Source organism: Methylophaga lonarensis MPL (assembly GCF_000349205.1).
Lineage (GTDB): Bacteria > Pseudomonadota > Gammaproteobacteria > Nitrosococcales > Methylophagaceae > Methylophaga > Methylophaga lonarensis.
In genome coordinates this window covers 1-25,484 of the sequence record NZ_APHR01000022.1, presented here as the reverse complement: position 1 = coordinate 25,484, position 25,484 = coordinate 1, and the positions used below count along the sequence as shown (strand labels likewise).

Sequence of the window (25,484 nt, the reverse complement as noted above, 5' to 3'; positions counted from 1 at the left end):
CTGTAGTCTGGCCATGAATGGTCAACAAGTCCTGGTTAAAAAGGCGCCTTATAAGGCGCCTTTTTTATGTTGACTGTTGATAGCCACTTTTTCAAGTACTGCGGCACCTACACTGTCACCCCATACATTAGTCACCGTTCTGAATCTGTCCAGAAACCAGTCAACTGCCAGTAATAATGCAATACCATCAAGAGGCAGACCAACCGCAGAAAGTACAATTACCATGGTCACCAGCCCCGCTTCTGGGATACCTGCTGCACCAATGGCTGCGAGGGTAGCGGTAATAAAGACGATAATCTGTTGGGTAGTGGTCAGATCGATGCCATAGGCCTGCGCGATAAACAGAACTGCCACAGCTTCATATAAGGCCGTGCCGTCCATATTGACCGTACTGCCAAGCGGCAGCACAAATTTGACTGAGCGATCATCAACACCGCTTTCACGAGCACATTCCATTGTCAGTGGCAGGGTTGATGACGAGCTGGCGGTACCGAAGGCGGTGATCAATGCTCTGCCCATGGAGACAAGATAATCAAATGAGCGGCCTGTCATTGCAAACAGCAGACCCAGTAGCAAGCAAAAATGTATTGCGAGACCAGCAATCACACTGACCACATAAAGCCCGACGGCACGGATTTCAGCAAAAAAAGCTTCACCGCCCCCAGCTTGTCCAAGTCTTGAGGCAATCAAAGCGAAAATACCGATGGGGGCGAATACCATGATCCAGGTGACCAGCTTCATCATGGCCTCATTGACACCATCAAAGAAGCTGAAAACAGCCTTTGCCCTGTCACCGATAGTGGTCAGAGCCATTGCAAACAAAATGGCAAACACGATCAACGGCAACAGTTGCATATCACTGGCAGATGCGACCAGGTTGGGCGAAATCATTGACAGAAAAATATCACCAACGCCTGTTCCCTGTTTTTCCAGAATATGTTCCGGGGTAGCTGCGGCACTTTGTGGAATGCCTGCTCCGGGCTGGATCAAATTGACTACCACTAAGCCGATTAACACAGCGATGGCCGTGGTCATGAAGTAGTATGTGACTGTCAGCCCGCCGAACTTGCCAAGCCGTCTGACATCACCGAGTGCGCCAATGCCTGAAATTACGGAGGCAATGATCAACGGGATGATAGTCATTTTCAGCGCATTAAGAAAAAGCTCTCCTAGCCAGTCGATTTGATTGGAAAAGTCGGCGAAATACCAGCCGACAAAAACGCCCATAATGGCCGCGATAATAATGGCAAAGAGCAAGTAACCGGCAAGTCGCGCATTCATCGTGTGACTCCTGCAGTTTTCTGTGACCAGAAACAAAACAGGGCATTGATATGCCCTGTTTTGAAGTGTATTTGATTAACTGGGTTTGCTTATTTGTCGCCGATACCGACAATGTTGTATCCGGCATCGACATAAGTAATTTCACCGGTTACCCCTGAAGCGAGATCTGAACACAGGAAGGCTGCGACATTGCCGACTTCTTCGATAGTAACATTGCGGCGCAGGGGGGAATTTCGCTCGCCGTAGGCAAGCATTTTGCCAAAGTCGCCAATGCCGGCCGCTGCCAGTGTTTTGATCGGACCAGCAGAAACAGCATTGACTCGAATGCCTTCCGGGCCAAGCGAGTAGGCCATGTAGCGCACATTTGCTTCCAGTGCCGCTTTGGCAACCCCCATGACGTTATAATTATCGATGGCACGTTCCGCACCGAGATAACTGAGCGTCAACATTGAGCCATTTCGACCAGCCATCATGGCTTTGCCGGCTTTGGCAAGTGCCGCAAAACTATAGGCACTGATGTCATTTGCCATTGAAAAACCTTCACGAGTGACACTGTCAACATAACTGCCTTGCAGCTGTTCACGAGGCGCAAATGCGACTGAGTGGATGATGATATCCAGTCCATCCCAGTGTTTGCCGAGTTGTTCGAAGACCGCGTTGATTTCTTCATCACTGCTGACATCACACGGAAAAAGTAATGCCGGATCCGATTGACATTCTTCAGCTATTTTCTCAACTCGTGACTTTAACTTGTCGTTCTGGAAGGTAAATGCGAGTTCAGCACCTTCACGGGCCATGGCGTGTGCAATACCGGCGGCGATTGAACGATTGCTGGCAACGCCAACGATTAAGGCACGTTTACCTTGAAGAAATGCCATGTTGATCTCCTGATACAAAAATCAAATTAAAGTACCGTATTTTGATGGTCTCTGGAAGTCCAAGCCAATCGTAAGCGTACAAGGCGAAATAAATCTATTGCACTGTGTATGGATTTTCGTTTTGATTGGGTAGAATGAGATGTGTTTAACATTTCAATTGTTTCTCCCTGCACACCTACTTAAGGAGATAATTCGTGGATTTGGCTACGCTAATCGGCCTGCTCATCGCTTGGGGCCTGATCGTTGGAACAATTGCGCTTGGAGCAGCGGCAGGGACATTCCTAAACCCACCTTCGTTTGCCATTGTGGTCGGCGGGACCTTTGCGGTGGTGATGATGCGCTTCACCCTTAAACAGTTCATCGGCTCACTGAAAACGGCGATCAAAGCTTTCATGTACAAGTCCGATACCCCCGAAGAACTTATTGCCAGAGTGGTCGAGCTGGCCGGGATCGCCAGAAAGGAAGGATTGCTGGCACTGGAACGTCAGGAAATCTCCAATCCTGTGTTGGCTCTGGGGGTTCGAATGATGGTCGATGGTCACGAACCGGCAGTGGTTCGCAAAGCCTTGATCACCGAGATGAACGAGACGGTTAACCGACATTCCAGAGGGCAGGAGGTGTTCAGGCAAATGGGCGATGCTGCACCAGCGATGGGCATGATCGGCACGCTGATAGGTCTGGTGCAGATGCTTTCTAATATGTCAGACCCCAAATCAATCGGCCCAGCGATGGCCATCGCACTGCTGACAACACTCTATGGTGCCATGATTGCCAATATGTTTGCCTTGCCGATCGCTGACAAACTTGCACTTCGCAGCAATGAAGAGCTGATGAACAAAAATATCATCATCGAGAGCGTCATGGGGATCATGGAAGGGCAAAACCCCAAAGTGCTGGAAGAGCTGCTGAAAAACTTCTTGCCCGCCTCGCGACGTGACGCTGAGGCCACTCCTGCAGAACAAGCCTGATAGCACAATATGTCTACAGAGACGGAGTCGTTTAAGAAACAACAAAAGAAAGGGCTGCCTGCCTACATGGCAACATTTGCCGATTTGATGGCATTGTTGTTGTGTTTTTTTGTATTATTGCTGTCTTTTGCCGAAATTGATGCCATCAAGTACAAAATGGTTGTCCGTTCGCTGGATGCGGCTTTTGGTGTTCAGCGTGAGGTTATTGCTGACGCCATTCCCAAGGGCACAAGCATTATCGCTCAGGAATTCAGTCCTGGTGAGCCGAGACCGACACCACTGAATGTCGTCCAGCAAGAAACCACGGACATTCCTCAGGATGAATTAAAAGTGACCATGGAAGCAGAAGCTATCATGGAGGCGATGGCCGAGCAGATAAGACAGGAAGCAGAAGAATTCAAGGAAGCATTGGCAGAAGAAATAGAGCAAGGATTGATCAGTGTAGAGAATCTGCACAATCGCATCATCATTAGAATTCAGGAACAGGGTTCGTTTCAGTCAGGTGACGCTGCACTGAGTCCGGCGTTTATGCCGATATTGAAAAAAATTCATGATGTGTTGGCGGAAACAGAAGGCATGATTGCTGTAGCTGGACATACCGACGATGTCCCCATCAGGACGGCCCGGTTCAGATCAAACTGGGAATTGTCGACCTCAAGAGCTACCTCGGTGGTTCATGAGTTACTGAGTTACGAGCAGATACCGGCCAAGCGATTCTTTCTGGAGGGTTATGCGGATACACAACCGCTGGCTCCGAATGACAGTGCCGAGAACCGCGCAAAAAATCGCAGGGTGGAAATTGTGGTACTCAAGGGATTACAAGGAGAACTCACCCGCTCTGTAGATGAACTGATGCGCGAAAATACTGCCTTAGAGACAGAGGTCAGTCCTCTGTAACCAAAAAATTTAAGGAGTGAGAAATGACACAAAGAAAAACAGTCGCGCAATTGATAGCCTTGGCTTTTGCAGGCACTTTGTCTGCCACTACATTGGCGGCAGACTGGCAGCTTGATAATAGTGCATCAAGATTGAACTTTGTCTCCATCAAAGCAATTCATGTGGCTGAAGTCGGCCAGTTTAGAAGCTTTAGCGGCAAGATTTCAGAGGCAGGTGAACTTGAAATACAGTTTGACTTGACCAGTGTTGATACCAAAGTCGAGCTTCGCGATGACAGAATGCGTGAGATGCTGTTCAAGGTTGATGAATTTACCACTGCCAGCCTGACAGCAGAAGTTGACACCAGTATCATTGACGAGTTAGCCGTGGGCGAAAGCATCACCAACAACATGACAGCCACCCTTGATTTACATGGCAATCAACAGAATGTTGCTATGGAAGTGCTGATCAGCAAACTTTCGGAACAACGCATTCTGGTGAATTCTGCGCACCCGGTATTGCTGGATGTGACTGACTTTGATCTGGTCAAAGGGGTTGAAAGGTTGCGCGATGTTGTTGGCTTGCCCAACATCAGTCATGCAGTTCCAGTCACGTTTTACATGACCTTCAATACTGCAGAATAATTAAAACAAAGAGTAACAGCAGACATGCAAAAATTTTCGGTTGAGAACGGTATCGTTATTCCATTGGACAGGCCCAATGTTGATACTGATGCCATCATTCCCAAACAGTTTCTGAAATCAATCAAGCGTAGTGGTTTTGGGCCCAACCTGTTTGATGAATGGCGATATCTGGACCATGGCGAGCCCGGTCAGGACTGTTCCGGGCGTCCCATCAATCCTGACTTTGTGCTTAACCAGCCGCGCTATCAAGGCGGTACCATCCTGCTGGCCAGAGAAAACTTTGGTTGTGGTTCCAGCCGGGAGCATGCTGTCTGGGCACTTGCTGATTTCGGCATTCGTGTGGTGATTGCGCCTACATTTGCAGATATCTTTTTCAGCAATACCAGCAAGAACGGTATTTTGGCGATCCGCCTTGATGAAGCAATTGTCGATGAACTATTCAGCCTGGTTGAGCAGCAGGCCGGCTTCAAACTCACGGTAGATTTACCAGCACAGACGATTAGCTACCCGGATGGAAAAACCATCAATTTCGAAGTGGATGCATTCAAGAAACACTGTCTCATCGAAGGGCTTGATGACATTGGTTTGACACTGCAACACACAGACGAAATCAAAGCCTATGAGCAAAATCGCCGCGCCAACGCGCCTTGGCTGTTCAGTTAATTTTCTTCATTTTCAACAAGCAGAATCACAATGACAAAAAAAATAGCAGTATTGGCTGGTGACGGCATTGGTCCGGAAATCGTTGCCGAAGCCGTCAAAGTTCTGGAAAAATTCAGTGCAGAAGGCTTGGACATCAGCCTTGAATATGGCCTGGTTGGCGGTGCCGCTTATGACGAAACCGGTACGCCATTACCAGAAGCTACGCTGACTCTGGCCAAATCTGCAGATGCAATCCTGCTTGGTGCGGTGGGTGGTTACAAATGGGAATCACTGGATATTAGCGTTCGTCCTGAAAAAGGTCTGCTTGGATTGCGTTCTGAATTGAACTTGTTTGCCAATCTGCGCCCAGCCATCCTATATCCTCAACTCGCCGATGCTTCGACGCTCAAGCCTGAGGTTGTGTCTGGCCTGGATCTGATGATCGTGCGTGAATTGACCGGCGGCATCTACTTCGGTCAACCAAGAGGCATTCGTGTGCTGGAAAACGGCGAAAAGCAGGGGTTCAACACCTTGATCTATCGTGAAAGCGAAATTGAACGCATCGGCAAAGTGGCTTTTGACATTGCCCGTAAACGTCAGGGACGTGTTTGTTCTGTCGATAAGGCCAACGTGCTGGAATGTACAGAGTTGTGGCGTGAGACCATGACTTCATTGGCTGCTGACTACCCGGACGTTCAGCTCAGCCACATGTACGTAGATAATGCAGCCATGCAACTGGTGCGAGCCCCTAAACAGTTTGATGTGATGGTGACCACTAATATGTTCGGCGACATTCTTTCTGATTGTGCCTCTATGTTGACGGGCTCGATCGGCATGCTGCCTTCGGCATCGCTGGATGAAAACAGCAAGGGCATGTACGAACCTATCCACGGTTCAGCACCCGATATCGCGGGGCAAAATATTGCAAATCCATTGGCAACAATATTGTCTGTTGCAATGATGTTACGATATACACTTAACGAACCGATGTTGGCTGACCGCGTTGAGTTGGCTGTCAGTCGAGTGCTTGACCAAGGCCTGCGTACTGCAGATATTCATTCTGAAGGTATGCAGAAGGTCTCCACATCGGAAATGGGCGATGCAGTTATTGCGGCCCTGTAAAAATTATTCAGATAATCAGGTGAAAAGTGACTAAAAAAGTTGATGTTGCTGTTGTAGGCGCTACAGGTGCAGTCGGTGAAGCGATGCTGGAGATCTTGCACCAGCGTAACTTCCCGGTCGGTAAAATCTATGCTTTGGCGAGTGAACGCTCTGCTGGCAGTGGCGTGAGTTACGGCAACAAAACATTGATCGTAGAAGACTTGGCGACCTTCGATTTCAGCAAGGTTCAGGTCGGTTTGTTCTCACCTGGTGCCAGTGTCTCAGCAGAATATGCGCCCAAGGCTGCCGCAGCAGGCTGTGTGGTCATCGATAACACTTCGCAGTTTCGATATGACGATGATGTGCCATTAGTGGTACCGGAGGTGAATGCCGACGCTATTGCTGGGTACACTCAGCGCGGAATCATCGCCAACCCTAATTGCTCTACCATTCAGATGCTGGTTGCCTTGAAACCCATTCATGATGCGGTGGGTATCAGCCGGATTAATGTCTGTACCTATCAGGCGGTATCTGGCAGTGGCAAACCTGCCATGGATGAACTGGCGCACCAGACTGCCGCTCTTCTTAACGGCAGATCAGTTGATGCTGAAGTCTATCCAAAACAGATCGCATTCAATGTATTACCTCAGATCGATGTTTTCATGGACAATGGCTACACAAAAGAAGAAATGAAAATGGTCTGGGAAACCAGAAAAATCATGGGCGATGATCGAATCCAGGTCAATCCAACAGCGGTCAGAGTCCCGGTGTTTTTTGGTCATTCAGAAGCGTTACACATCGAAACCCGCGATAAAATCACTGTAGAACAGGCAAGAGAACTGCTCAGCAATGCACCGGGCGTTGTCTTGCTTGATGAGCGTAAGGATGGTGGGTATCCAACGGCGGTCACAGAGGCATCAGGGAAAGATGCTGTTTATGTGGGACGCATTCGTGAAGATATTTCACATGCAAATGGCTTGAACCTCTGGGTTGTTGCGGATAATGTCCGTAAAGGTGCCGCGCTCAATAGTGTACAAATTGCTGAAGTGCTGGTAGATAAATACCTTTAATCACTGATTATCTGTGACTAAGGAAAGGGAGCAGTCATGAAAAAAAGATCGTTTGCCGGAAAATCGGCATTAGCGGCGTTTGGTTTACTTGGCTCTCTTGACGTCTATGCCTTCGGACTCGGACAAATAGAAGTATTTTCGGCGCTGAATGAACCTTTCAGCGCCGAAATTCCTTTGACTGCCGTTCGTGATAGCGAACGAGACACATTCAGTGTGGAATTGGCATCGCCCCAAGAGTTTGAGCGAGCAGGTCTGGAACGAAACTTCATTCTGTCCCAGTTAAATTTTGAGATAGTTGAACGCAACGGTCAGCCCAGAATTCGCATCAGCTCTAATCAGTCAATTCGAGAACCTTTCCTGAACTTTCTGGTGATGGCGACCTCGGATGATGGTCGTATCCTGCGCGAATACACCGTATTACTCGACCCTCCGAGATACGCGCTGAGCGATAGTCGTGCAGCGGCTTCGCCTGAAACTAGCACTGCTCGCAGTGAAACGCTGACTGAACGCACAGTGACTGCGACGACTCAGGCTCCTCGTACTGAGAGTCGATATCAGGGGAGCAGCTACGGCCCTACCAATCGACAAGATACTCTTTGGACAGTCGCTCAGCGCACTCGCCCCAATCAGAATATCAGTGTCCAGCAAATGGCAATGGCCTTGTTTGATGCCAATCCGGGTGCTTTTAACAACAACAACGTGAATGGCTTGAGAGCAGGGCAAACACTCAGAATCCCGTCACTGGAAGAAATTGAAGCAAATTGGTCAGATCAAAGGGCAAGAACTGCGTTTTCAGAACATCAGAGACGCTGGAATAATCAGATCACTGCACCTGTTACCGCACAACAGGCTTCAGAGCCTGCTACTGAAGTCGCTGATACACCAGCCACTGCCACTCAGGAAGCCGAGACCGAGACTACTGCTGAGTCTGAAGCTCGTCTCAGCCTGGTGGCCGCAAGTGAAAGTTCAGATGATGCAACTTCAGTTTCACCACAGGGTGATCCCGAGTTATACGCACTCAGTGAACAGTTGACACTCGCACAAGAAACCATCGAAGCCCAAGCACAGGAAAATATTGATTTCCGTGCGCGCATGGACGCGATGGAACTGCAACTGGAAACATTACGCAAACTCATCGCTATTAAAGATGCGGATCTTGCCCGTTTGCAGAGCATTGCCGAGGGAAGTCTCGCAGATGCCGATGATGCTTCAGGTGAAGCGGATTTCAGTGCTGAATCGCTTGCTGACCAATTACTGGATGAGTTTGCCCTCGCTAACGGTTATCAGCGAGACGCGGTTTCAGAACAAGCCGATGATATTGAAGCTGCCTACGATGATGCTGCTGCACCGGATGCCGATGTTGCCGAAGAGCAAATGATTAGCCAGGCTGCAGAAACTTTCCAGCTTGATGAGGCTGAAGTTCGCAATATCGTCAGTCGCGTCAGCCAGTTTGTCAATCAGAACCGGCTTGAAGTCATGCTGGGCGCTCTGCTGTTACTGCTCATTCTCTGGCTCATTGCCCGTCGCCGCAAACAGGGTGTTACCTGGAATCAGGCCATGCATGACATGGAACGTACTGTGACGGTAGCTCCTGTGACAAGTGCGACAGAAGGTGATGAAGCGGAAGCATCCGAACAAAGCTTTGATTCACCGGAAACATCACAACCGCTTCCAAATAAATCGATTGATGAACTGGTTGAACAAGCGGATATGTTTGTCGGTTATGCCGATTACGTGCAAGCTCGCAGTTCACTGGAGCAAGCGCGTTTACAGGCGCCTGACAATCTCCTGGTCGCTTACAAACTGTTGTTTGTATTGTTCAGACAACACAAAACTGAGGAGTTTATTCGTCTGGTTGAGTCGAGCGAATTTGATGAAACCAGTGAGCATTGGGACGACATTCGCGGCTGGGGGCAACAACTTGCACCTTATGATGAACGTTTCAACGCGCCAGAAACGCAAGATAGCTTGAACGATGAGCTAGAAACTGAGCAGGCCGAACCAGTAGAGGAATCAACTGCTGAACTAAGCGACAAAATCATCGACGAAGATTTAGCGTCGGATAGTGAAGAACACCAAGTTGAGCCAGATCATATCGAATTTGATCTTGATGCCTTCAAGCTTGATGATGAGCCAGCCGAACAAGCCATTTCAAGTGATGAAGTGCTGCGTGAAGATACCGAACTACTCGATTTCAGTACTGATTTTTCACTTGATGAAAAGTCTGATGATGAAACACCTGAAGAGACCCTTCCAGAACCTGAAGCATTTGAGCCAATTCCGGATCTTTCACTGGATGATGACAGTTTGTCTGACAGCACCTCCAGTGTTGACGATGATGAGCTGCGTATCGACATTGAAGAGCTGTCAGTTGGCACAGAAGAGATGGACTCGCCCGACGAACAGGCATTTGAACTGGATCAACCAGACGAACTGGTGCAATCAAACGATCTGGACCAAATAGATGAGTTGGACATCAATATTGATGATTTGAGTGAATCATTGCCCGATGACACCGAGATAACTTCAGAAAGACCATTGAGTGAACTGACCGATATTGAGGATGATGAAGTCGATCTTGAGTTCAATCTTGATGAGTTTGATGCAATTGACGAGGCTGAAACAAAACTGGATTTGGCCGTCGCATACATCGACATGGGCGATCTGTCGGTGGCGAGAAACATCCTCTCGGAAGTCTTGCAGGAAGGTGATGAGCAGCAACAGGCGCGGGCACAGGAATTGCTCAATACATTGTCTTGAGTGTGTCTGAATGCGAATAGCGCTAGGCGTGGAATACCACGGCTCCAATTTTAATGGCTGGCAAGCTCAACCCGGACAACGCACCGTTCAGGATAGTCTGACTCAGGCGGTGAGCTTTGTTGCCAATCATCAAATAGAAGTTCATGCGGCTGGGCGAACGGATACCGGCGTGCACGCGCTGAATCAGGTCGTGCATTTTGACACAGAGGCCCAACGCAGCGACCGCGGCTGGCTGCTTGGTATCAACACAAACCTGCCTGAGGACATCAGCATCAACTGGGTCAAGCCAGTAGATGAAAGTTTTCACGCACGATTCAGTGCAACTCAGCGAAGCTATCGTTATCTCATCCTCAACAGACTCAGCCGTTCTGCTGTTCACTATCAGCGCATGTGGTGGACTCATAAAGCCATTGAAATCGAGCACATGCAGGCAGCCGCTGATTTGCTGACAGGGCATCATGACTTTTCAGCTTTCAGAGCTGTTGAATGTCAGGCAAAAAGCGCCATGAAAACCGTTGATACCATCACCGTCAGTCGTCATCAGGATTGCATTGCGATAGACGTCTCGGCAAGGTCATTTTTACATCATATGGTGCGCAACTTAGTGGGTGTTTTAGTGCCAATTGGAGAGGGCAAGAAGCCTGTGCAATGGGCCGCCGAAGTACTTGAAAGTTGTGACCGTAATCAAGCAGGCATCACGGCTCCAGCCGAAGGTTTGTATCTGACAGATGTGCAATATCCCCAGCACTTTCAACTTCCGGGAGTGTCGGGTTTTCCGGTGCTCTGGTAAAGTATCGGGTTGATTGATTGATTGAGTCAGACAGCAAACCATGAGAACGCGCGTCAAAATCTGTGGAATTACCCGTCGCCAAGACGCTGAATTTGCAGTGAATATCGGTGCTGATGCGCTTGGCTTGGTGTTTTATCCGCCGAGTCCAAGGGCGGTCAATATAGAGGCAGCACGGACAATTGTTGCGCAGTTGCCGCCATTTGTCAGTCTCGTGGGTTTATTTGTCGATGCACACGCTGAAGAGGTTAACGCCTGTCTGGAAGCATTACCCATCGATATTCTGCAATTTCATGGTGATGAATCAGCCAGTTATTGTGAGCAATTCGATCGGCCGTATCTGAAAGCAATTCGAATGCGTGACGGTATCGACTTGCAACAGCAGTCTAGGATTTATTCATCGGCAGCAGGATTGCTGCTGGATGCTTATCAACCTGGCGTTCCCGGTGGAACTGGTCAGGTTTTTGATTGGTCGATGATAGGTCAATTGACACAACCTATCGTGCTGGCCGGTGGCTTGGATGCTGGCAATGTCGCTTCGGCGATTCGTCAGGTTCGTCCCTATGCTGTTGATGTCAGTGGTGGGGTTGAAGCCGAAAAAGGTATTAAGAGTCATCAGAAAATCAGCGCTTTCATGCAAGAGGTCGCAAATGCCTGAGTTAAAATTTACAGATTATTTCAAGAGCTATCCGGATAAAGAAGGGCACTTTGGTCCTTACGGTGGGCGCTTTGTCGGTGAAACGCTGATGGGAGCGATTTACGAACTGGAGGAGGCTTACGAGCAGTATCGTAACGATCCGCAGTTTATCGCTGAAATGGACAAAGACCTTGCAGACTTTGTTGGTCGTCCTTCACCTGTTTACTTCGCCGAGAACTGGACTAAAAAACTGGGTGGTGCGCAAATCTATCTTAAACGAGAAGATTTGAATCACACCGGCGCTCACAAGGTGAACAACACCATCGGTCAGGCACTCTTGGCCAAGCGTATGGGTAAAACCCGCATTATTGCCGAAACAGGCGCTGGTCAGCATGGTGTTGCCACAGCGACAGTTGCAGCCAGACTTGGGCTGGAATGTATCGTCTATATGGGCGCTGAAGATGTGCAACGTCAGGCGCAGAATGTTTACCGGATGAAATTACTCGGCGCTGAAGTTGTGCCGGTTCAATCAGGTGCAAAAACCCTCAAGGACGCGCTGAACGAAGCGCTGCGTGATTGGGTGACCAACGTCGATAACACTTTCTACATTATCGGAACGGTTGCTGGACCGCATCCATATCCAGCGATGGTTCGCGATTTTCAGGCGGTCATTGGCCGTGAAGCCAAAAATCAGATGCTGAATGCTACCGGTAAGTTACCTGACGCATTGGTCGCTTGCATTGGCGGCGGTTCTAACGCCATAGGCTTGTTCTATCCATTTATTGAAGATGAATCTGTAGCGATGTACGGCGTCGAAGGTGCAGGTCATGGCATTGAATCTGGTCAGCATTCTGCTCCGTTGTGTGCGGGTACGCCTGGTGTTCTGCATGGCAACCGGACGTACCTGATGCAAAACAAGGCAGGGCAGATCACGGCTACTCATTCAATCTCAGCGGGTCTGGATTACCCTGGTGTGGGTCCTGAGCATGCATGGCTGAAAGATATCGGTCGCGCCAATTATGTGTGTGTGACTGACGACGAAGCACTCGAAGCCTTTCATGAGTTGACCCGCACGGAAGGTATTATCCCGGCACTTGAAACCAGCCATGCACTGGCTTACGTAAAAAAACTGGCGCCAACCATGTCTTCGGACCAGACTATCCTGGTGAATGTATCCGGACGGGGTGACAAGGATATGCATACAGTGGCGGCGATGGCCGGGCTGAGTTTCTGAGGTAAACATAATGAGTCGAATTAGTGAGTGTTTCGCGAATCTGAAAGCGGATGGCCAAACGGCCTTGATTCCTTATGTCACTGCAGGCGACCCAGAGCCATGGGTAACCGTACCTTTGCTGCATGCATTGGTAGATGCCGGTGCTGACATTATCGAGTTGGGTGTGCCGTTTTCGGATCCAATGTCCGATGGGCCGGTGATTCAAAAAGCCTGTGAAAGGGCTCTGAAAAATGACGTCACATTGCAACATGTGCTCGACATGGTTCGTCAGTTTCGCGACAAAAACAAAACGACTCCTATCGTACTGATGGGGTATGACAACCCGATAGAAGCCATGGGTTATGCGGTATTTGCTGAAAAAGCGGCCGAAGCGGGTGTGGATGGTGTGCTGACTGTTGATTCGCCACCTGAAGAGTCTTCGGTACTGCGCCAGGAACTGGACAAATACGAGATTGACAGTATCTACCTGGTTGCGCCAACAACCAGTGCTGAGCGCATGCAGCGCATTGCCAGTTTTGCCAAAGGCTTCATTTATTACGTTTCTATCAAAGGTGTGACCGGTACGGCTGCACTGGATGTTTCCGAGGTCAGAGGAAAACTGGCGCAACTGAGACAATATACCGACCTGCCGCTTGGTGTAGGTTTTGGTATCCGTGATGGTCAATCTGCAGCAGCAGTGTCCGAAATTGCCGATGCCGTAGTGATTGGCAGTACACTGGTGCGTTGCATCGAAGAACATGAAAAACGTCCTGAAGCACTTCCTGCGGCGGTGGCCGGCTTACTTGCCGAGATGCGGCATGCAATCAATGCCCGCGATCTGGCCAGTGCCTGAATTCAAATTTGCAGATAAGGTGACTTAATGAGTTGGTTTGAGAGATTACTCCCGTCGAAAATTCGTACCACCGGTAAAAGCCGTTCAGTACCTGAAGGTGTGTGGTGCAAATGTCCGTCCTGTGATGCTGTTTTGTATCGAGCAGAACTGGAACGAAACCTGATGGTATGTCCAAAATGCGATCATCATCAGCGCATCTCTGCCAGAAAACGTCTGGAAAGTTTTTTGGATGAAGAAGGGCGCCTGGAAATCGCTGCTGAGGTAAAACCAGTCGATACACTGCGCTTCAAAGACAGCAAGCGCTACAAAGATCGAATCGTTCAGGCACAAAAATCCACCGGTGAAAATGATGCACTGCTGGCCATGCAAGGTACTGTTAAGTCGGTACCTGTGGTCGTGGTTGCCTTTGATTTTGATTTCATGGGCGGCTCAATGGGCTCTGTAGTCGGCGAAAAATTCGTCCGCGCAGCGCAAGTTGCGTTGAAAAACAAAATACCACTGATTTGTTATGCTGCCAGTGGTGGTGCCAGGATGCAGGAAGGCCTGTTTTCATTGATGCAAATGGCAAAAACAAGTGCCATTTTGAGTCAGTTGAGTGAAGCGGGTATTCCGTTCATTTCGGTGATGACGGATCCAACGATGGGCGGTGTTTCAGCCAGTCTGGCGATGCTGGGTGACATTAATGTTGCCGAGCCAAAAGCACTGATCGGTTTTGCCGGACCTCGTGTGATTGAGCAAACAGTGCGTGAAAAACTCCCAGAAGGTTTTCAGCGCAGTGAATTTCTGCAAGAACATGGCGCTATTGATCTGATCATTGATCGACGTGAAATGCGTGATCGACTGAGCAAGATTCTGCAAATGCTGCAGCACGCTTCTGCGGCTTGATGTGATCCGCGAAAATGCGCTTTGATACCCTGCCGGAATGGCTGGCATGGCAGGAAAGACTTCATTTTACCGAGATTGACCCTGGTCTTGATCGCATTGCCGAAGTCTGGAAAAGAATGGGGGGCAGTCACAGACTGCCCTTTACCGTAATCACGGTTGCAGGCACCAACGGTAAAGGCTCGTCAGTGGCCATGCTGTCGTCGATTATGCGTGCCGCTGGTTACAATACAGCAACCTACACCTCACCACATTTGTTGGCATACAACGAGCGTATCGTTATTGATGGTCAAAGCTGTTCCGATGATGAGATTTGTGCCAGTTTTGATCGCATTGATCAGGCTCGTGCAGAAATTTCGATGACCTATTTTGAGTTTGCAACATTGGCCGCGGCGGATATTTTCTGTCGTGAGCAGGTAGATGTGGCCGTGCTCGAGGTTGGCATGGGTGGGCGGCTGGATGCAGTGAATCTGTTTGATGCCGATATTGCACTGATTACTCCAATCGCACTTGATCACGTCGCCTGGCTGGGTGATACACGAGAAAAAATTGGCTTCGAGAAGGCGGGCATCATGCGTGCCGGCAGGCCTGTCGTCAGCAGCGAATTTTCCCCACCCGACAGCATTATTAATCGCGCCGCTGAACTGGCAGCGCCTTTGTTTATTGCTGGTCGTGATTATCAATATTCAATCAATGAAACTGATAGCAGCTGGAACTGGCAATCTAGTCATCTGCAATGGCAGGAATTACCGAAACCTGCATTAACCGGACGTTATCAGGTCCACAATGCGGCAGCAGTGTTGCAAGTGGTGAATCAATTGCAACAATCCGGGCTGGACAAGCTGGATCGACATGCTGTTGAACAAGGGCTTCAGCAGGTTCAGCTGAATGGCCGTTTTCAAATGTTCCCCGGCCCAGTAACCACAATTTTTGATGTGACCCACAATCAACAGGGCGCTGAAAACCTGCAAGCACTGCTCAAGGAAATTCCCTGTGCAGGCAAAACCCATGCCGTGGTTGCCATGTTACGCGACAAAGATGCCAGTGCTGTATTTGCATCGCTCAAAGATGTTATCGACCACTGGTATCTGGGCAGTCTGGAGGGTGACAGAGGCCTGAGTGGTGAAGCGCTTGCCACACAGTTGTTGCCTCAGGTTGATGCTGAGCGGGTCAGTATTTTTGATGCAGTGAGCAATGCTTATGTTGCGGCATTGTCAGCGGCCAACACCAATGATCGCATACTGGTATTTGGTTCGTTTCATACCGTTGAGGCCATCATGTTGTTTGAACAGCAACAGATCAGGAATAAAGTTTCCTGATCTGTGCTTCAAAATGTTGGGATACCTGTGCGCGCTTGACCTTCATGGTCGGCGTTAGCATTCCGTTTTCAATCGTCCACGGGTCAAGCGTCAGAATCAGCCGGCGAACTTTTGCATAAGCTGGAAACGCTTTCATCAGCTGGCGTATTTCTCCAATCAGATGCTGATGCAGTTTTTTCTCATTGAGACTGGCATCGGACATCGGATCTAACTGTAGCTTTCTGGCCAGTCCAAACCAGTTATCAGGATTCAGCACAACAATGGCTGACAGAAACGACTGACCTTCGCCGATCAGCATGGCCTGATCAAAGTACTTGTCGCTGACAATGCTGCTTTCAATGTCTGAGGGCGAGACTTTTTCGCCATTGCTCAGTACCAGAATATCTTTGATACGGCCGGTAATGGTGATATGTCCGGTATCGTTAATGGATGCCTGATCGCCAGTATGTAACCAGCCGTCAACATCAATCGTGCTTGCAGTTGCCTTGTGATTATTCCAGTAACCCAGCATGTTACCTGGACTTAATACCTGTAACTCATCCTGTTCGCCAATGCGTACTTGTACACCGACAATCGGCTGACCGACACTGTCAGGAATATTGGCATCAGGTCTGTTGACACTGATCACCGGACTGGTTTCTGTTAAGCCATAACCTTGCAATAACTCCAGGCCAAGACCGATAAACAGCTTTGCGGCATGTATTGGCAATGGCGCACCGCCACTGACTGCCAGTCTTAATTGTCCGCCCATACGCTGTTGTACTTGTGAGGCCACTCGTTTTTCTAACAAGGGCCATAATGCAAAGCTCAAACGTTTAGGGCCGCGTCCCTGCTGGAATAAAAAGCGTTGCCAGCCAATCTTTACAGTCAGTTTGAATAGCTGTCTGGCGATCCACGGCTTTTCAGCTAACTGAGATTGCAGACGGTCATGAATGCGTTCAAAAATCCGCGGCACAGCAATCAGAATGGTGGGTTTGACGGTTTGTATATCTTCTGAGAGTTGGGGAATACTGCGTGCAAATGCAACGGTTGCGCCGGCCATCATCGGCAGGTAATAACCGCCCGTTCTTTCCAAGGTGTGAGATAACGGCAAAAAAGACAGGAAACAGTCATCAGGGAAAATATCAAAGGCCTGAAGTGAAGCATGAGCAATCGATAACATGTTCAGGTGACTGAGCATCACGCCTTTGGGGCGACCGGTTGTGCCGGAGGTGTAGATAATGGATGCCAGTTTGCCAGGATCTTCACGACGCTCGGATAGCGTGGTATCTGAGGGTGCGGCCCCCAGCCATTGTGAACAACTGATACAGCGCGAATCAGAGACTTCTGATTCATCATTCAGAATGACGACACGCGCCAGGCTATGACCCGAGGTCAGTGCTGTTGCAAGTTTGCTCCATTGTGAAGCACTCTGCAGCAACAGTAGTTTTACGCCGGCATCTTCAAGAATGTAGGCAACATTATCAGGTCGGTCATCCGGGTAGAGTGGCACAACCACCAGACCAAGCCCCATGGCGGCCAGATCAAAACTCACCCAATCAACACTATTACGCAGATTCAAGGCGACCCGTTCGCCGGGTTTGAGATTTTCCTGTGCTAACGCGGACTGCCACCGACAGACATTATCAGCCAGTTGTTGCCAGTTGATATCTATCCATTGGGATGACTCAGCATCAAAACGACGATAGGCGGGATGTTCAGGACTGCGTTTGAGTCGTTCAAGAAACAAGCCATACAGACTGATGGCTTCATTGGGAGCAATTATGTCGATCTGTGCTTCAGACATGGCACCGTCCTCTGCTGTGTTAAGTTCTGTCATTGTACATGCTTGGCAAAGCTCGGTGATTTGATGGCTTGAAAGGCAGCCCTAATCAAACTGCCATCGCAGTTGCAAGCTTGCGATGTTGATCGTGGTGCGGTAACGGCCGTCCAGGATATAACCGTTGGCATTACGCTGACGAATATTGACTTGACGGCCCATGATATGAGCTAAGCCCGCATCAATGACTATCTGCTCATTGAACTGATAACTTGCGCCCACTGAAAGCCATGTGCGATCACTGTCAGGTGTCCTCGGATTGCGGCGGGCACTGTCTGGAACTGGCGTTTGATCAAAGGCGACACCGGTTCTAAAGGTCCAAGCATCGTTGAACTGGTGGGTTAATCCCAAGCCATAACGCATGCTGTTTTTCCAGTTTTGTGCCTGCTCACTGCTCAGGCGTGGATTAGCAGAATCTATGGCTAATGTCTGATATCGACTCCATCGAGTCCAGGTGGCATCAGCATTGATGGCCCAGTCAGGAGCAAATTGATGATGAACTGCAACAGAAAAGGTCTCAGGTAAGCGAACCTTGCCATTGACGCGAGCATTGTTGAAACCGGCAGCTTGCAGCCCTCCGCTGAGATCATCAGGCAAACGGAAGCGTCCTTTACCCTTGAGTCGATGAGAAATACTTGAGCGATAGGCAAGGCCTAATCGAGTGATTTCTGTCAGCTCATAGGTCATACCAAGGTTGAAACCAACACCCCAGTCGTTAGCGTTAATTTTGACTCGACCATCCTGTTGCTGCGGAAGCGAACCAAGAGGGGAACTGCCAAAATCGATTGCCTGAGACAACTCCAGGTCGATGTATTGCACGTTAATGCCAAAGCCTAGTGAAAGTCTGTCATTTGCCTTGATCGCAATCGCCGGATTGAAGTTGACGGTCATCAAGTCAGATCGCAAGGCATGATAACGGCCTTGCCAGTTAGTTCGATAATCTGTGGCCAGTCCAAAGGGAGAGCCGATTCCCAGGCCAAGTACTACCTTGTCGTTCAATCGATGGGCAAGATAAACATTGGGTGCGATAGGCGTTTCAGAACCATTACCGCCAGAACCACCGCGGATGGCCGTACCATCCGGCAGCCTTGAATTACGGTTACGAAAACGAATATCGGGCGCAATGTAGTTGAGGCCAACGCTGATTTCACTGTCTTGTAGCTGTGTCATTCCCGCTGGATTAAAAAACATTCCGCTGGCATCTTCTGTAATCGCTGCGGCTCCGGCATAGGCACGACCAAGATGAGTGATGCTTTGTTGCTGATTGGCAAAGCCAGCTGCCTGGACGGTGACTGAAAAGCTGGTTGCAACGACAAAGAGTACCGACAGTTGATGGCGGATAAACATGACCGTTCCTAGTTAAGAGTATTTGCGAACACTATCCGATATAGTGTTGATCTGCAATTATTTTCTCTTAAACAATAAATCCCAAACACCATGACCCAACCGATGTCCCCGCTGCTCGAATTTGGTCAGTGGTCGATAGTCCGGTCGAGGGATGTAAGTGCCATCGCTGGCGCAGTTCACAAAGTCTTTGCTGCCAGACAGATCTTCCAGCATTTGTTCTGCATAGTCTTGCCAGTCAGTCGCCATGTGCAAATGGCCGCCGGGTTTGAGTTTTTTTGCAAGCAGACTGACAAATGCCGGTTGAATGATGCGGCGTTTGTGGTGTCTTTTCTTGTGCCAGGGATCAGGAAAATACAGTTGAACCCTATCCAGACTGTGATCTGCAATTCTTGTCTTGAGCAGTTCAACAGCATCGGTGCAGGCGACACGAAGATTACTCAGCTGGTTGTTTTCTATCAGTTTGAGTAATTGCCCAACCCCCGGTCGGTGCACTTCAACACCAATAAAATCTGCATCTGTCTGCTTGGCTGCCATTTCGGCCAGTGAGCTGCCATTGCCAAAGCCGATTTCCAGAACCCGCGATGCTTCACGACCAAATAGCTGAGCAAAGTCCAGTTCAGGCCCGGTTTCTTCGATGCCAAACATCGGCCACAAATCATCCAGTGCTTTTTGTTGACCCGGTGTCAGTCGGCCTTCTCTGCGTACAAAGCTGCGCACGGTTCGCATGGGTTTGCTTTCAGTCATGATGCGGTATTTCCAGTGAAAAACAATATCAAACAAGCGGCACATCATACCGGAGAAGGGCGGTGAAATCGCCGATATATTCCATGCCGTTCAGTTTGATTAAATGATCTTGACCGTGCGACAAAACGGATTTCAAGCTATAATTGTCGGTCTGTAGAAAATTCTGACGGGTTATTGTTGTTGAACATTGGCAGCGTCCAACCCAAATTACGACAAGCATATACGAGAGAGATTTTATGGTTCATGCAGTATTGGATGCGGTCACCAAAGACGTGATCGAGCGCAGTAAAAAGACCCGTGAAACCTACTTGCAGCGCATCGACGAAGCTGCCAGCAAGAAACCCCACCGTGGCATGCTCGCCTGTGGCAATCTGGCTCACGGTTTTGCAGCATGTTCTGCCACTGAAAAAGCAGATTTGGCCGCAGATAAAAAAGCCAACATCGCGATCATATCCTCATATAACGATATGCTCTCTGCGCATCAGCCGTTTGAGACGTTCCCTGCGATTATCAAAGAAGCCGCCACACAAGCGGGTGGTGTTGCCCAGTTCGCAGGTGGTGTACCGGCCATGTGTGATGGTATTACCCAAGGTCAACCAGGCATGGATCTGTCGCTGTTCAGCCGCGATGTTATTGCCATGTCTACCGCGATTGGCCTCAGCCATAACATGTTTGATGCGGCACTTTACCTTGGTGTGTGTGACAAAATCGTTCCGGGTCTTTTGATAGGTGCTTTGAGTTTTGGTCACCTGCCATCGGTATTTGTCCCTGCTGGCCCGATGCCAAGCGGATTGCCAAATAAAGAGAAGGTACGCATCAGACAACTCTATGCTGAAGGCAAAGTTGGCCGTGATGAACTGCTTAAAGCAGAATCCGAGTCTTACCACAGCCCAGGTACTTGTACCTTCTACGGTACTGCCAACAGTAACCAGATGATGGTTGAAATGATGGGCCTGCATTTACCTGGTAGCTCATTCATTAACCCGAACACACCATTACGTGATGCACTGACTGCCGAGGCAGCCAAGCAAGTGCTTAAATTCACCGCCATGGGAGATGATTACCGTCCGATTGGTCACGTGATTAACGAAAAGGCGATCCTGAATGCGTTGATCGGTCTGCTGGCAACCGGTGGTTCCACTAACCACACCATTCACTTGGTCGCTATTGCGCGTGCTGCAGGTGTGATTATCAATTGGGATGATTTTGATCGGCTTTCTAAAGTGATTCCTCTGCTGACCCGCATTTACCCTAATGGTAGCGCCGATGTAAATCACTTCAATGCTGCCGGTGGTATGGGCTTGTTGATCCGCGAGTTGAGCAAACATGGCCTGATGCATGAAGACATCATTACCATTGGTAATGATAGAGGCATGAAGCAATACACACAGGAACCAAAACTCATCGACAACCAGCTGGTTTGGGAAGAGGGCACAGAAGTGTCGCTGGACCCAACAGTCGTTGGCAGTGTTGAAAAACCCTTTGCCAGCACCGGTGGCTTGCATTTGATCAAAGGTAACCTCGGCCGCGGCGTTTCAAAAATCTCTGCGGTTGATCCCGAGCACCAAGTTGTTGAAGCACCTGCTGCGGTATTTGACGACCAGAACGACGTGGTTGACGCATTCAAACGTGGTGAACTGGATCGTGACGTTGTCGTGGTGTTGCGCTTCCAGGGACCAAAAGCCAACGGTATGCCAGAGCTACACAAAGTAACGCCACCGTTGGGTGTTCTGATGGATCGTGGTTTTAAAGTGGCACTCATTACCGATGGTCGTATGTCTGGTGCCTCTGGTAAAGTCGCCTCAGCCATCCATCTCAGCCCTGAGTGTGTAGATGGCAGCATGCTGACCAAAGTTCGTGATGGTGATTTGATTAGACTTAACACCCAAACGGGCGAATTAAATGTGCTGGTCGACGAAGACGAGCTGAATTCAAGGGTTGCCTGTGTGATGGCTAATACAGAACATCACTATGGTTGTGGCCGTGAATTGTTCGACAGCTTCCGTCGTGCGGTTTCAACGGCAGAAACCGGTGCCATCAACATGTTTAACAACGAATAACTCGGATAATCTGAATCATGACAACAAGAACTATTCACGAAATCATGCGTGTATCACCGATTGTACCGGTGATGGTCATCAACAAGGTTGAACACGCAGTTCCACTGGCAAAAGCCTTGGTTAAAGGTGGCCTGAAAGTATTGGAAATCACCTTGCGCACTGAAGCCGCGCTGGAATCAATTCGCCGCATCAAGGCTGAGGTGCCAGAAGCTATCGTTGGTGCCGGTACCATTATCAATGTCGAAACGCTCAATGCAGCGATTGATGCAGGTGCTGAGTTTATTGTCAGCCCCGGCACTACTGACACACTGATTGATGCCGCCCTGAAAACCGGTGTGCCGCTATTACCAGGTGTTGCCAACCCAAGTGAAGCAATGCGCTTGCTGGAGCGTGGCATTACCGCAATGAAGTTTTTCCCTGCTGAAGCAGCCGGTGGCGTGCCCATGCTGAAATCGATTGGCGCACCGATTCCACAAATCACCTTCTGCCCGACAGGTGGCGTAAGTCAGAAAAACGTTGCCAGCTACTACGGTCTGTCCAATGTGGCTTGTGTGGGTGGTTCATGGATGTGTGCAGCTTCTTTGGTAGAAGCTGAAAACTGGGATGAAATTACCCGCTTGTCTGCGGAAGCGATCCAGCTGGCGACCAGTTAAGCAATCGCTGTAAATAATCCAAAAGCTCGAGCATTGCCATAATGCCGGTCAGATAAACTGACCGGCATTTTTGTTTATCTGAGTTGAATGAAATATTTCACATAGCTTCGATTGACAACATGCGCACAGGAACGCACGAGACTAACCCTCATTTGGAAGCCGAAAAAAAAACGCCGTCATTTGGAACGCGTAAAACCAACTCCGTCATTCCTGAAAACATCCCTCCACTGCCGTCATTTCGGAAAACGCCGAGCGTTTGTCCGGAGTCTCCGCACGGCCTCACAGATTCCCGCCGTCGCGGGAATGACGGGGGTGTGTGCGGGAATGACGGGATGAGTGCGGGAATGACGGGGTGTGTGCGGGAATGACGGGATGAGTGTACGAATGACGAGGGTGTGTGTACGAATGACGAGGGTGTGTGTAGGAATGACGGAAAAGTAAGTCGGTGTGGGAATGACGTAAAAGGTACGCTGGTGTGGGAATAACGAAAAAATACGCAGGGTGGGACTGACGAAAAAGTTGATGTCTTGCTATCTGTCGGCAGGTGACAATACACCATTCTGGCACCAGTCACTGATCAAGCCAGCCGCTGCAGTTGCTAATTGCTGGCTATCCGGATGTTGCAACTGAATGGCAATTTGCTCTGCAGCTTCATAGCCGCTCAATCCCTGATTGACTAAATCCAGTAATCTGGCGCTGACGGCGTTCAGCTCGACAAAGCGAACCTTGTCGGTTGGATCCCGGTAAACCAGCAGACAGCAAGGCTGTTCAGAGGGCTGCTGTGGCTGATGATTGACGCCTATTTGATGCACCGGATAGTGGTAGAGTTGTAACACCGCTGTTGGCGGCATCTGCCAATAGCTCGACATTAATGCTTCAACAGTGTCCGGCAAAGATGCCTGTATTTCATATTCGACTACAGATAGTGCCAGCTCCAGCCACTCGTAATGTGCCAGTTCATTTAAAAACGGTTGCTGTGCTGGCACGGGCCGTTGATTCAGGTACTGAACAAATTCTGCGGCAATCTGATGAAACAGTGGGCTGTGGCAGCGATGTTCTACCATGAAGTCGCGAATCAGTGACTGCCATTGCTGATCATCGTGTAATTGGCGTATCACTGGAAAGGCATTACTGATGAAGTTATCCAGATTATTGAAGAATAAACGCCGGTAGATGGCCATACGACGCGACTCTATATCATCAGGTGCTGGCTGGTGTTGTGGATCGCGTATATGAGCGGCAAATTGATATTGCAGCTGTCGGAAATCAGTGTGCTCTGTCATGCGGCTGCCTGCGCCGATTGTTGATGGCGACGGATTTGTTCGACTTCTTCAAGCAATATCGAAAGATCAGGAATATTGAAGTCACGTTCAAGCAGGGTCGGTATGACGCCGTGATGCTGGTATGTGTCCATTAACAGTTGCCAGACAGGCGGAATCACATCAGCACCATGGGTATCGATAATCAGATCATCGGCTTCGTTGTAATGTCCGGCAATGTGCAAATAGGTGATGCGCGCTGAAGGGATTTGCCGGATAAAATCCAAGGCATCGTAACCATGGTTGATGCTGTTGACATAGACGTTGTTAACATCAAGCAACAGGCCACAATCAGCTTCCTCAAGGATGGCGTTGATAAACTGGGTTTCCGTCAGTTGTCGACCTGGTGCTGCGTAGTAAGAGACATTTTCAATCACCAGTTGCCGTTGCAGAATATCCTGAACTTCACGGATACGGTCAGCCACATAAAGCACAGCCTCTTCTGTGAAGGGGATTGGCATCAAGTCATACAAATGACCATCATCGCTGCAATAGCTCAGGTGTTCGCTGTAACAGACCACCTGATGCAAGTCGAGAAAACGTCCCACCTCAGCGACAAATTGTCGGTCCAGTGGCGCGGGGCTGCCAATCGACAGTGACAGTCCATGACACAACATGGGATAACGCTCACTGAAATAGCGAAGGCTTTTGCCAATTTTGCCGCCGATACCCATCCAGTTTTCCGGCGCAATCTCCAGAAAATCAATGCTCGGTGACTCAAGCTTGGACAGCTCATCACAAAAACTGCGGCGCAGGCCCAGACCTGCGCCATTCACTGGATATTGTTTATCAATCATTTGCACTCCAGGCTACTTGAGTAACAGACGCTTAAGTGGCCCGATTGTTACAAATTCTCTCAGGGTTTAGTAATTTCAAACATGGCGCGATCCACACCGACATTGGCATTGTCTGCATCAAAGATATAGACGATAGCTTTGTAATGACCGGGCTCTGGTAATTCGAGCTTTGCACTGAACAGACCGACCGGCCCGGTGAATGCCAAATCGACCTCGGTGATTTTTCGCTCGTCCTGCATGATCATGGCTTTAACTTCGTAATTGGCAGGGTCCCAAAGGCCGTCAGGTTTGATTGGGCAGCCACACATCAATGAAGCCTTGGCGAGTATTTCAACCTGACCGTTTTCAGTCACACTTGCCCAGGCATCAACAATAAAGCCGGGCAGGGTGAGTATCAGGCCATCATCAAGTATATGTTTGCCTGGAACAACCCAGCTGGTGACTGAGGTTTCCTGTTGGGATTGTCGGTGACCATAAGGACCAATCGCCGTGAATCGAAGCAGGCGTGGACTGTTGATATTCAGTGTTGCCAGATAACCTGCGGTTTTATCATCGGTCAGACGGCTGCCGCGAGCGATAGGGTTTTCCATCAATAAAGGTGTGTCACCAGTATTGCCGTTGATCCAGCCTTGATCCAGTATCTCTCCAGTTTCCACATCTTCAACAACGACCCGCATGCCGCCAACGCCAGTGCCGATGAATTTTGAATCGCCGGCCAGCACACGCACCATGACTTGAGTCTCGTCGGCATATACGGGTGAAGCTAACATGGCGATGATGCCAAACATCCACAAAAACCGAGATTTCATTGTTGTACCCCTCAAAATAASTTGA

General features: G+C 49.4%; 23 protein-coding genes. 15 read left to right on the top strand and 8 right to left on the bottom strand.

Features of this window, described 5'->3' with window-relative positions:
* Nucleotides 1–48: 48 nt before the first annotated feature.
* Both MPL1_RS04755 and MPL1_RS04750 read right to left on the bottom strand, forming a co-directional pair.
* Nucleotides 49–1,281, bottom strand: coding sequence for a dicarboxylate/amino acid:cation symporter (locus MPL1_RS04755; RefSeq protein ID WP_009725992.1), 1,233 nt, complete (start codon nucleotides 1,279–1,281; stop codon nucleotides 49–51).
* Between the two features lie 89 nt (nucleotides 1,282–1,370).
* Nucleotides 1,371–2,159: an enoyl-ACP reductase FabI gene (locus MPL1_RS04750; protein ID WP_009725991.1), complete on the bottom strand. Its 789-nt coding sequence runs from the start codon at nucleotides 2,157–2,159 to the stop codon at nucleotides 1,371–1,373.
* Between the two features lie 194 nt (nucleotides 2,160–2,353).
* Here MPL1_RS04750 and pomA point away from each other — a divergent pair, with 194 nt between their 5' ends.
* From pomA to folC, 13 genes are read left to right on the top strand one after another with little or no spacing between them, the layout of a single operon-like run.
* Nucleotides 2,354–3,127 carry a flagellar motor protein PomA gene (gene pomA / locus MPL1_RS04745; RefSeq protein WP_009725990.1) on the top strand — a complete coding sequence of 258 codons (774 nt, stop codon included), beginning with the start codon at nucleotides 2,354–2,356 and terminating at the stop codon, nucleotides 3,125–3,127.
* Nucleotides 3,128–3,136: 9 nt separating this feature from the next.
* A complete protein-coding gene (tssL, locus tag MPL1_RS04740; RefSeq protein ID WP_040576888.1) occupies nucleotides 3,137–4,024 on the top strand; it encodes a type VI secretion system protein TssL, long form in 888 nt (295 codons plus the stop codon).
* 23 nt (nucleotides 4,025–4,047) lie between these two features.
* Nucleotides 4,048–4,647 (top strand): YceI family protein, encoded by a 600-nt coding sequence (locus MPL1_RS04735; protein ID WP_009725988.1) that lies wholly within the window; start codon nucleotides 4,048–4,050, stop codon nucleotides 4,645–4,647.
* A 24-nt stretch (nucleotides 4,648–4,671) separates the two neighbouring features.
* Nucleotides 4,672–5,310: a 3-isopropylmalate dehydratase small subunit gene (leuD, locus tag MPL1_RS04730; protein WP_009725987.1), complete on the top strand. Its 639-nt coding sequence runs from the start codon at nucleotides 4,672–4,674 to the stop codon at nucleotides 5,308–5,310.
* A 30-nt stretch (nucleotides 5,311–5,340) separates the two neighbouring features.
* Nucleotides 5,341–6,411: a 3-isopropylmalate dehydrogenase gene (leuB, locus tag MPL1_RS04725; protein ID WP_009725986.1), complete on the top strand. Its 1,071-nt coding sequence runs from the start codon at nucleotides 5,341–5,343 to the stop codon at nucleotides 6,409–6,411.
* A 26-nt stretch (nucleotides 6,412–6,437) separates the two neighbouring features.
* A complete protein-coding gene (locus MPL1_RS04720) occupies nucleotides 6,438–7,460 on the top strand; it encodes an aspartate-semialdehyde dehydrogenase (protein WP_009725985.1) in 1,023 nt (340 codons plus the stop codon).
* A 36-nt stretch (nucleotides 7,461–7,496) separates the two neighbouring features.
* Nucleotides 7,497–10,220, top strand: a complete 2,724-nt coding sequence (locus MPL1_RS04715) for a FimV/HubP family polar landmark protein (RefSeq protein WP_009725984.1) — start codon at nucleotides 7,497–7,499, stop codon at nucleotides 10,218–10,220.
* A gap of 10 nt (nucleotides 10,221–10,230) precedes the next feature.
* Complete coding sequence (gene truA / locus MPL1_RS04710) at nucleotides 10,231–11,010, top strand: tRNA pseudouridine(38-40) synthase TruA (protein WP_009725983.1); 780 nt, start codon at nucleotides 10,231–10,233, stop codon at nucleotides 11,008–11,010.
* 40 nt (nucleotides 11,011–11,050) lie between these two features.
* A complete protein-coding gene (locus MPL1_RS04705) occupies nucleotides 11,051–11,665 on the top strand; it encodes a phosphoribosylanthranilate isomerase (RefSeq protein ID WP_009725982.1) in 615 nt (204 codons plus the stop codon).
* On the top strand, nucleotides 11,658–12,878 hold the full coding sequence (gene trpB / locus MPL1_RS04700) for a tryptophan synthase subunit beta (protein ID WP_009725981.1): 1,221 nt from the start codon (nucleotides 11,658–11,660) through the stop codon (nucleotides 12,876–12,878). Before MPL1_RS04705 ends, trpB begins: the two co-directional genes overlap by 8 nt.
* Nucleotides 12,879–12,888: 10 nt before the next feature.
* Nucleotides 12,889–13,710 (top strand): tryptophan synthase subunit alpha, encoded by an 822-nt coding sequence (gene trpA, locus MPL1_RS04695; RefSeq protein ID WP_009725980.1) that lies wholly within the window; start codon nucleotides 12,889–12,891, stop codon nucleotides 13,708–13,710.
* A 27-nt stretch (nucleotides 13,711–13,737) separates the two neighbouring features.
* Nucleotides 13,738–14,595 carry an acetyl-CoA carboxylase, carboxyltransferase subunit beta gene (gene accD / locus MPL1_RS04690; protein WP_009725979.1) on the top strand — a complete coding sequence of 286 codons (858 nt, stop codon included), beginning with the start codon at nucleotides 13,738–13,740 and terminating at the stop codon, nucleotides 14,593–14,595.
* A gap of 14 nt (nucleotides 14,596–14,609) precedes the next feature.
* Complete coding sequence (folC, locus tag MPL1_RS04685; RefSeq protein ID WP_009725978.1) at nucleotides 14,610–15,911, top strand: bifunctional tetrahydrofolate synthase/dihydrofolate synthase; 1,302 nt, start codon at nucleotides 14,610–14,612, stop codon at nucleotides 15,909–15,911.
* Here the strand turns inward: folC and MPL1_RS04680 are convergent.
* The 3 genes from MPL1_RS04680 to trmB form a co-directional block, all read right to left on the bottom strand.
* Nucleotides 15,892–17,697: an AMP-dependent synthetase/ligase gene (locus tag MPL1_RS04680; RefSeq protein ID WP_040576892.1), complete on the bottom strand. Its 1,806-nt coding sequence runs from the start codon at nucleotides 17,695–17,697 to the stop codon at nucleotides 15,892–15,894. The genes folC and MPL1_RS04680 overlap by 20 nt on opposite strands.
* A gap of 81 nt (nucleotides 17,698–17,778) precedes the next feature.
* Entirely contained in the window at nucleotides 17,779–19,077 is a 1,299-nt protein-coding gene (locus MPL1_RS04675) for an OmpP1/FadL family transporter (RefSeq protein ID WP_009725976.1), read from the bottom strand.
* 57 nt (nucleotides 19,078–19,134) lie between these two features.
* Nucleotides 19,135–19,821: a tRNA (guanosine(46)-N7)-methyltransferase TrmB gene (gene trmB, locus MPL1_RS04670; RefSeq protein ID WP_040576891.1), complete on the bottom strand. Its 687-nt coding sequence runs from the start codon at nucleotides 19,819–19,821 to the stop codon at nucleotides 19,135–19,137.
* A 236-nt stretch (nucleotides 19,822–20,057) separates the two neighbouring features.
* Between trmB and edd the strand changes: the two genes are divergently transcribed.
* Together edd and MPL1_RS04660 are read left to right on the top strand one after the other, a co-directional pair.
* On the top strand, nucleotides 20,058–21,881 hold the full coding sequence (gene edd / locus MPL1_RS04665) for a phosphogluconate dehydratase (RefSeq protein ID WP_009725974.1): 1,824 nt from the start codon (nucleotides 20,058–20,060) through the stop codon (nucleotides 21,879–21,881).
* A 17-nt stretch (nucleotides 21,882–21,898) separates the two neighbouring features.
* Nucleotides 21,899–22,534, top strand: a complete 636-nt coding sequence (locus tag MPL1_RS04660) for a bifunctional 4-hydroxy-2-oxoglutarate aldolase/2-dehydro-3-deoxy-phosphogluconate aldolase (protein ID WP_040576887.1) — start codon at nucleotides 21,899–21,901, stop codon at nucleotides 22,532–22,534.
* A gap of 530 nt (nucleotides 22,535–23,064) precedes the next feature.
* Here the strand turns inward: MPL1_RS04660 and MPL1_RS04655 are convergent.
* The 3 genes from MPL1_RS04655 to MPL1_RS04645 are packed head-to-tail and all read right to left on the bottom strand — an operon-like array spanning nucleotide 23,065 to nucleotide 25,459.
* Nucleotides 23,065–23,817, bottom strand: coding sequence for an HvfC family RiPP maturation protein (locus MPL1_RS04655; protein WP_009725972.1), 753 nt, complete (start codon nucleotides 23,815–23,817; stop codon nucleotides 23,065–23,067).
* Nucleotides 23,814–24,650, bottom strand: coding sequence for an HvfB family MNIO-type RiPP peptide maturase (locus MPL1_RS04650; RefSeq protein ID WP_009725971.1), 837 nt, complete (start codon nucleotides 24,648–24,650; stop codon nucleotides 23,814–23,816). The genes MPL1_RS04655 and MPL1_RS04650 overlap by 4 nt, the downstream gene beginning before the upstream one ends.
* Nucleotides 24,651–24,709: 59 nt before the next feature.
* Nucleotides 24,710–25,459, bottom strand: a complete 750-nt coding sequence (locus MPL1_RS04645) for a hypothetical protein (protein ID WP_009725970.1) — start codon at nucleotides 25,457–25,459, stop codon at nucleotides 24,710–24,712.
* Nucleotides 25,460–25,484 lie beyond the last annotated feature (25 nt).

Excerpts from the sequence above, each read along its gene's own strand:
- MPL1_RS04755 (WP_009725992.1), bottom strand. The coding sequence starts at position 1,281 with ATGAATGCGCGACTTGCCGGTTACTTGCTCTTTGCCATTATTATCGCG.
- MPL1_RS04750 (WP_009725991.1), bottom strand. The coding sequence starts at position 2,159 with ATGGCATTTCTTCAAGGTAAACGTGCCTTAATCGTTGGCGTTGCCAGC.
- tssL (WP_040576888.1), top strand. The coding sequence starts at position 3,137 with ATGTCTACAGAGACGGAGTCGTTTAAGAAACAACAAAAGAAAGGGCTG.
- MPL1_RS04735 (WP_009725988.1), top strand. The coding sequence starts at position 4,048 with ATGACACAAAGAAAAACAGTCGCGCAATTGATAGCCTTGGCTTTTGCA.
- leuD (WP_009725987.1), top strand. The coding sequence starts at position 4,672 with ATGCAAAAATTTTCGGTTGAGAACGGTATCGTTATTCCATTGGACAGG.
- leuB (WP_009725986.1), top strand. The coding sequence starts at position 5,341 with ATGACAAAAAAAATAGCAGTATTGGCTGGTGACGGCATTGGTCCGGAA.
- MPL1_RS04715 (WP_009725984.1), top strand. The coding sequence starts at position 7,497 with ATGAAAAAAAGATCGTTTGCCGGAAAATCGGCATTAGCGGCGTTTGGT.
- truA (WP_009725983.1), top strand. The coding sequence starts at position 10,231 with ATGCGAATAGCGCTAGGCGTGGAATACCACGGCTCCAATTTTAATGGC.
- MPL1_RS04705 (WP_009725982.1), top strand. The coding sequence starts at position 11,051 with ATGAGAACGCGCGTCAAAATCTGTGGAATTACCCGTCGCCAAGACGCT.
- trpB (WP_009725981.1), top strand. The coding sequence starts at position 11,658 with ATGCCTGAGTTAAAATTTACAGATTATTTCAAGAGCTATCCGGATAAA.
- trpA (WP_009725980.1), top strand. The coding sequence starts at position 12,889 with ATGAGTCGAATTAGTGAGTGTTTCGCGAATCTGAAAGCGGATGGCCAA.
- accD (WP_009725979.1), top strand. The coding sequence starts at position 13,738 with ATGAGTTGGTTTGAGAGATTACTCCCGTCGAAAATTCGTACCACCGGT.
- folC (WP_009725978.1), top strand. The coding sequence starts at position 14,610 with ATGCGCTTTGATACCCTGCCGGAATGGCTGGCATGGCAGGAAAGACTT.
- MPL1_RS04680 (WP_040576892.1), bottom strand. The coding sequence starts at position 17,697 with ATGTCTGAAGCACAGATCGACATAATTGCTCCCAATGAAGCCATCAGT.
- MPL1_RS04675 (WP_009725976.1), bottom strand. The coding sequence starts at position 19,077 with ATGTTTATCCGCCATCAACTGTCGGTACTCTTTGTCGTTGCAACCAGC.
- trmB (WP_040576891.1), bottom strand. The coding sequence starts at position 19,821 with ATGACTGAAAGCAAACCCATGCGAACCGTGCGCAGCTTTGTACGCAGA.
- edd (WP_009725974.1), top strand. The coding sequence starts at position 20,058 with ATGGTTCATGCAGTATTGGATGCGGTCACCAAAGACGTGATCGAGCGC.
- MPL1_RS04660 (WP_040576887.1), top strand. The coding sequence starts at position 21,899 with ATGACAACAAGAACTATTCACGAAATCATGCGTGTATCACCGATTGTA.
- MPL1_RS04655 (WP_009725972.1), bottom strand. The coding sequence starts at position 23,817 with ATGACAGAGCACACTGATTTCCGACAGCTGCAATATCAATTTGCCGCT.
- MPL1_RS04650 (WP_009725971.1), bottom strand. The coding sequence starts at position 24,650 with ATGATTGATAAACAATATCCAGTGAATGGCGCAGGTCTGGGCCTGCGC.
- MPL1_RS04645 (WP_009725970.1), bottom strand. The coding sequence starts at position 25,459 with ATGAAATCTCGGTTTTTGTGGATGTTTGGCATCATCGCCATGTTAGCT.